Raw genomic sequence first — 4,132 nt, forward strand, 5'->3', positions numbered from 1 at the left:
TCGCACCTCTGCTGCCGCTGCCGATCCCGGTGCCGCTGGCGATGGGAGTTCCGGCCGAAAGCTATCCCTGGCACTGGTCCGTCTACCGCTGGATCGAAGGCGAGACGGCAGAGCGCGAGCGGATTGCCAGCCTGCCGCAATTTGCGACCGACCTGGCCGCGTTCCTGGTCGCCCTTCAGCGTATCGATGCCACCGGTGGACCGGCGCCGGGACAGCACAATTTCTTTCGCGGCGGAGCACTCAGCGTCTACGATGGCGAGGCCCGGCAAGCGATTGCCGCCCTCGAAGGCAAGATCGACACGGCCGCAGCCAGTGCGGTGTGGGAGGCAGCACTTGCCGCACAATGGCACGGTGCGCCGGTCTGGTTCCACGGTGACGTCAGTTGGGGAAACCTGTTGGTCAGGCAAGGCCGATTGAGCGCGGTGATCGACTTCGGAACCTCCGGCGTCGGCGATCCCGCCTGCGATCTGGCGATTGCGTGGACGCTGTTTGAAGGCAAAAGCCGGGAGGCGTTTCGTGCCGGCCTTCCGGCCGACGGGGCGATGTGGGCGCGCGGTCGTGGCTGGACGCTTTGGAAGGCGCTGATCACGGTCGCTGGACAGATCGACGCCAACCCTGTTGAGGTTGAGAAATCCTGTCACGTGATCGATGAAGTCCTTGCCGACCGCGCGCGCGAGCGTGAAGCGCCGAACGATAAGCCGCTCTAGCCAACCAAAACCCAGTCCCGTCGCCAAACATCCGCCGTCGCATGGCGCGACCAGGGACATTCCGACCGACGCATGCTTCCCGGGAGTGCCAATCCGCCTGATCGAGGCGGACGACCACGTCGCCCGTGTCGCCAAGGTCGACTGAGAGGCGTCACGGAGGAATCGTTTTTGAACGGTTGGCTGCTGTCACAATCGGGGACGCCACAGCGCTCCAGGGTTTCGATCGTCTTGGAAGAAGCAGACAGGCTTGGAAGCGTCATCCCGCTTTTCGCCTCGGCATCAGAGTGAGATTGGCGAATGGGCGTCACCTGGCGATAGAGGGGTCGGCAAGATTCAGGTCGATGTCGGCGAAAACCAGGTAGATATTCCACATTGTGCGGTATTTTTAGAAATATAAAACGTTGAATTATATTTGGCCGCGAAAGTATCCCATATATATATTCAATATGTGACGTTGTGCCACTTGTGCCATTCGCCGTCACGGAAAGTGTTATTTGTGCAACACAGCATTAATCTGTTCACGGAATTGGCATTATTTCGGAAATCGTCATTGAAGGCAGATGATCGATGGGTATGTTCGCCGCTGAAAAGGGCGAGCGGTGTGAGCCTTTTTCGTTGTGGGGGTGAGGCGGGAAAACATTGCCGCCAGCCACAAATCCGAAGCCATTTATAACTATGACTGGAGAGGTCAGAAAATGAACATCAAGAGCCTCCTTCTCGGCTCAGCCGCGGCCCTGATCGCGGTCAGCGGCGCGCGCGCCGCCGACGCTGTCGTCGTCGCCGAACCGGAACCGGCCGAATACGTCAAGATTTGCGACGTCTACGGCGCCGGCTACTTCTATATTCCGGGCACCGAGACCTGCCTGCGCATCGGCGGTTATCTCCGCTACGACATGGGCGTCGGCGATTCCGGCTCGCTCGATGGCGCCAACAACGTTGCCGATCACATGGACGGCGATAGGCACGACACCTATTACAAGAACATGCGCTTCACGCTGAGGACTTATACCGGCCAGGAAACCGAACTCGGCACGTTGAAGACCTTTACCGAAACTCGCTTCCAGTTCGGCAACTCCTCCGGCGACTATACAGGCGACGGCACCGGCTGGCAGGCCGGCAACAAGACCACCACCCTCAATTTCGCCTGGATCCAGCTCGGTGGTCTGCGCGTCGGTAAGGATGAAACGGTATACGACCAGTTCATCGGTTATGCCGGCAATGTCATCCAGGACACGCTCATCCCGTATGGTGTCAAGGATACCAATCTCATCAGCTATTACTTCGACGCTGGCAGCGGCTTCACGGGCGTGGTCTCGCTTGAGGAAGGCACCGCCGTCAACACCATCGACAGCTATGTTCCGCATGTCGTCGGCGGCTTGAAGTACAAGGGCGACTGGGGTGCGATCACTGGCGTCGTGGCCTATGACAGCAACTATGAGGAAGTGGCCGGCAAGGTCCGTTTGGACGTCAACGTCAGCAAGGAACTGACGCTGTTCGTCATGGGCGGCTACGGCACCAACGACAACATCAACGACTTCGGCACAGGCCGTACCCAATACAAGCCGTGGGGCGGTAACTGGGCAGTCTGGGGTGGCGGCACCTACAAGTTCAACGAGAAGACCTCGTTCAACGCCCAGATTTCCTATGACGACTGGAAGAACCTCGGCGTCGCTGCCAACGTTGCCTATACCATTGTGCCCGGCTTTACGGTCACGACTGAAGTCGATTACCTCAATGCAGGAAAATTCGACGACTTCGACTTCAACAACTGGACCAAGGCCGACAAGAAGAGCAGCGTCGGCGGCATCGTCCGCTTCCAGCGCAATTTCTAGCAGATCGACTGACCTCACCAGCCCGCCCGCAGCACATCGCTGCGGGCGGTTTTTTATGCATTGGTGTGAGAGTTACCCAGGAGCCAAGCCCATACCTTGATTTCGCCACCCGATCGGTGAAAAGCTCCTGAAATGGAATGGCGCGACGAGGGAATCATTCTCGGCACCCGCAAGCATGGCGAAACCAGCGCCATTCTCGAGGTGCTGACGCGAGCGCATGGCCGTCATCTCGGCCTTGTTCGCGGCGGCCGTTCGCGCAAACAGCAGCCCGTCCTCCAGCCCGGCAATCGCGTCGACCTGTTGTGGCGTGCGCGCCTTGATGAACATCTCGGCACGTTCCAGGCCGAAGCGATCGAGATGAATGCTGCCCGGTTGATGGACAGCGCCGTCGCCGTCTACGGCTTGCAGACCATGGCCGCGCATCTGCGCCTGCTGCCCGAGCGCGACGCGCATGAAGGTCTCTACGAAACGCTTGCCGTGATGATCGTCCATCTCGACGACGCCGACGTTGCCGGAGAACTGGTGGCGCGCTTCGAGCTTCTGGTGCTGGACGAACTCGGCTTCGGCCTCGATCTCAGTCGATGTGCCGCCACCGGCACGCGACAGGACCTGGCCTATGTCTCGCCGAAGTCGGGACGCGCGGTATCGCGCGAAGCCGGTTTGCCATGGCGCGACAAGATGCTGGCTCTGCCGGCCTTCCTACAGCGCGGCTCCGGCCTGCGCGCCGATGCGGCTGATGTCGACGACGCCTTCCGGCTCACCGGCTTCTTCTTCAACCGCCATGTCTATGAGCCGCGCGGCATCGAGCCGCCGGACGCTCGTACCGGCTTCCTCGCCGCCTTGCGCAAACATCACGCGCGCGGCAAGGCCATAGCTGGCGAGGACGCAACCAGAGAAATCATCACATGAGCGAGGTCGAACTTTATCCTGGCCGGGTCTCACCGCTCGGGCTCGGCACCATTCCGCACGCCGATATCCTGAAATACACCGGTCTGGAATTGCTGCAGCGCATCGTCGACGGCAAGTATCCGGCGCCGCCGATTTCCTTTCAGCTGAATTTCACTCTCACCGAAGTCTCGGAAGGGCGCGCTGTCTTTCGTGGCATGCCGAGCGAGCGCCATCTCAACCCGCTGGGCAGCGTGCATGGCGGCTGGGCGGCGACGCTGCTCGATTCGGCACTGGCCTGTGCCGTGCAGACGCTGCTCGAAAAGAGCGAGGCCTATACGACGGCGGAGTTCAAGGTGAATTTGACGCGTCCCATCACGCCGAAGACCGGCGAGGTGGTCTGCGAGGGCAGGGTTGTTCACAAGGGCCGCACGTTGGCGGTGTCGGAAGCGACGCTGAAGGATGCCGGCGGCAAGCTGCTGGCTTTCGGCACCGAAACATGCTCGATCTTTCCGGCCGCCAATCTGGCGGCGCGCTGAGTTTTCTGGCCGCTTGGCCGCCGCATTTGAATGTCAGTACGACGAATGTCAGTGAAAACTGGCCTGGTTTGGGGGAACCGCCATGTTTGAAAGCCTGATCGGCCTTGTCGCCATCATCGCCTTGTTCGTCATCATTTCGCGTCAGCAGAGCCGCATCGGCCTTGTCGAG

General features: G+C 60.4%; 4 protein-coding genes. All 4 read left to right on the forward strand.

Annotation, left to right across the window (positions count from 1 at the left end; genetic code table 11):
- On the forward strand, window positions 1-707 hold a 707-nt coding region (locus EN925_RS25760), incomplete at its 5' end, for an aminoglycoside phosphotransferase family protein (RefSeq protein ID WP_164894383.1).
- A 695-nt stretch (window positions 708-1,402) separates the two neighbouring features.
- Window positions 1,403-2,539 carry a porin gene (locus EN925_RS25765; protein ID WP_024503065.1) on the forward strand — a complete coding sequence of 379 codons (1,137 nt, stop codon included), beginning with the start codon at window positions 1,403-1,405 and terminating at the stop codon, window positions 2,537-2,539.
- A gap of 132 nt (window positions 2,540-2,671) precedes the next feature.
- On the forward strand, window positions 2,672-3,448 hold the full coding sequence (gene recO / locus EN925_RS25770) for a DNA repair protein RecO (protein ID WP_127369896.1): 777 nt from the start codon (window positions 2,672-2,674) through the stop codon (window positions 3,446-3,448).
- Window positions 3,445-3,963: a PaaI family thioesterase gene (locus EN925_RS25775; protein WP_127385412.1), complete on the forward strand. Its 519-nt coding sequence runs from the start codon at window positions 3,445-3,447 to the stop codon at window positions 3,961-3,963. The genes recO and EN925_RS25775 overlap by 4 nt, the downstream gene beginning before the upstream one ends.
- The last annotated feature ends 169 nt before the right edge of the window (window positions 3,964-4,132 follow it).

It is taken from the genome of Mesorhizobium sp. M7A.F.Ca.US.006.04.2.1, from assembly GCF_004022915.1.
GTDB lineage: Bacteria > Pseudomonadota > Alphaproteobacteria > Rhizobiales > Rhizobiaceae > Mesorhizobium > Mesorhizobium ciceri.

What these genes read in the sequence shown, in the direction of transcription:
- recO (WP_127369896.1), top strand. Translation starts at nt 2,672, where the DNA reads ATGGAATGGCGCGACGAGGGAATCATTCTCGGCACCCGCAAGCATGGC.
- EN925_RS25765 (WP_024503065.1), top strand. Translation starts at nt 1,403, where the DNA reads ATGAACATCAAGAGCCTCCTTCTCGGCTCAGCCGCGGCCCTGATCGCG.
- EN925_RS25775 (WP_127385412.1), top strand. Translation starts at nt 3,445, where the DNA reads ATGAGCGAGGTCGAACTTTATCCTGGCCGGGTCTCACCGCTCGGGCTC.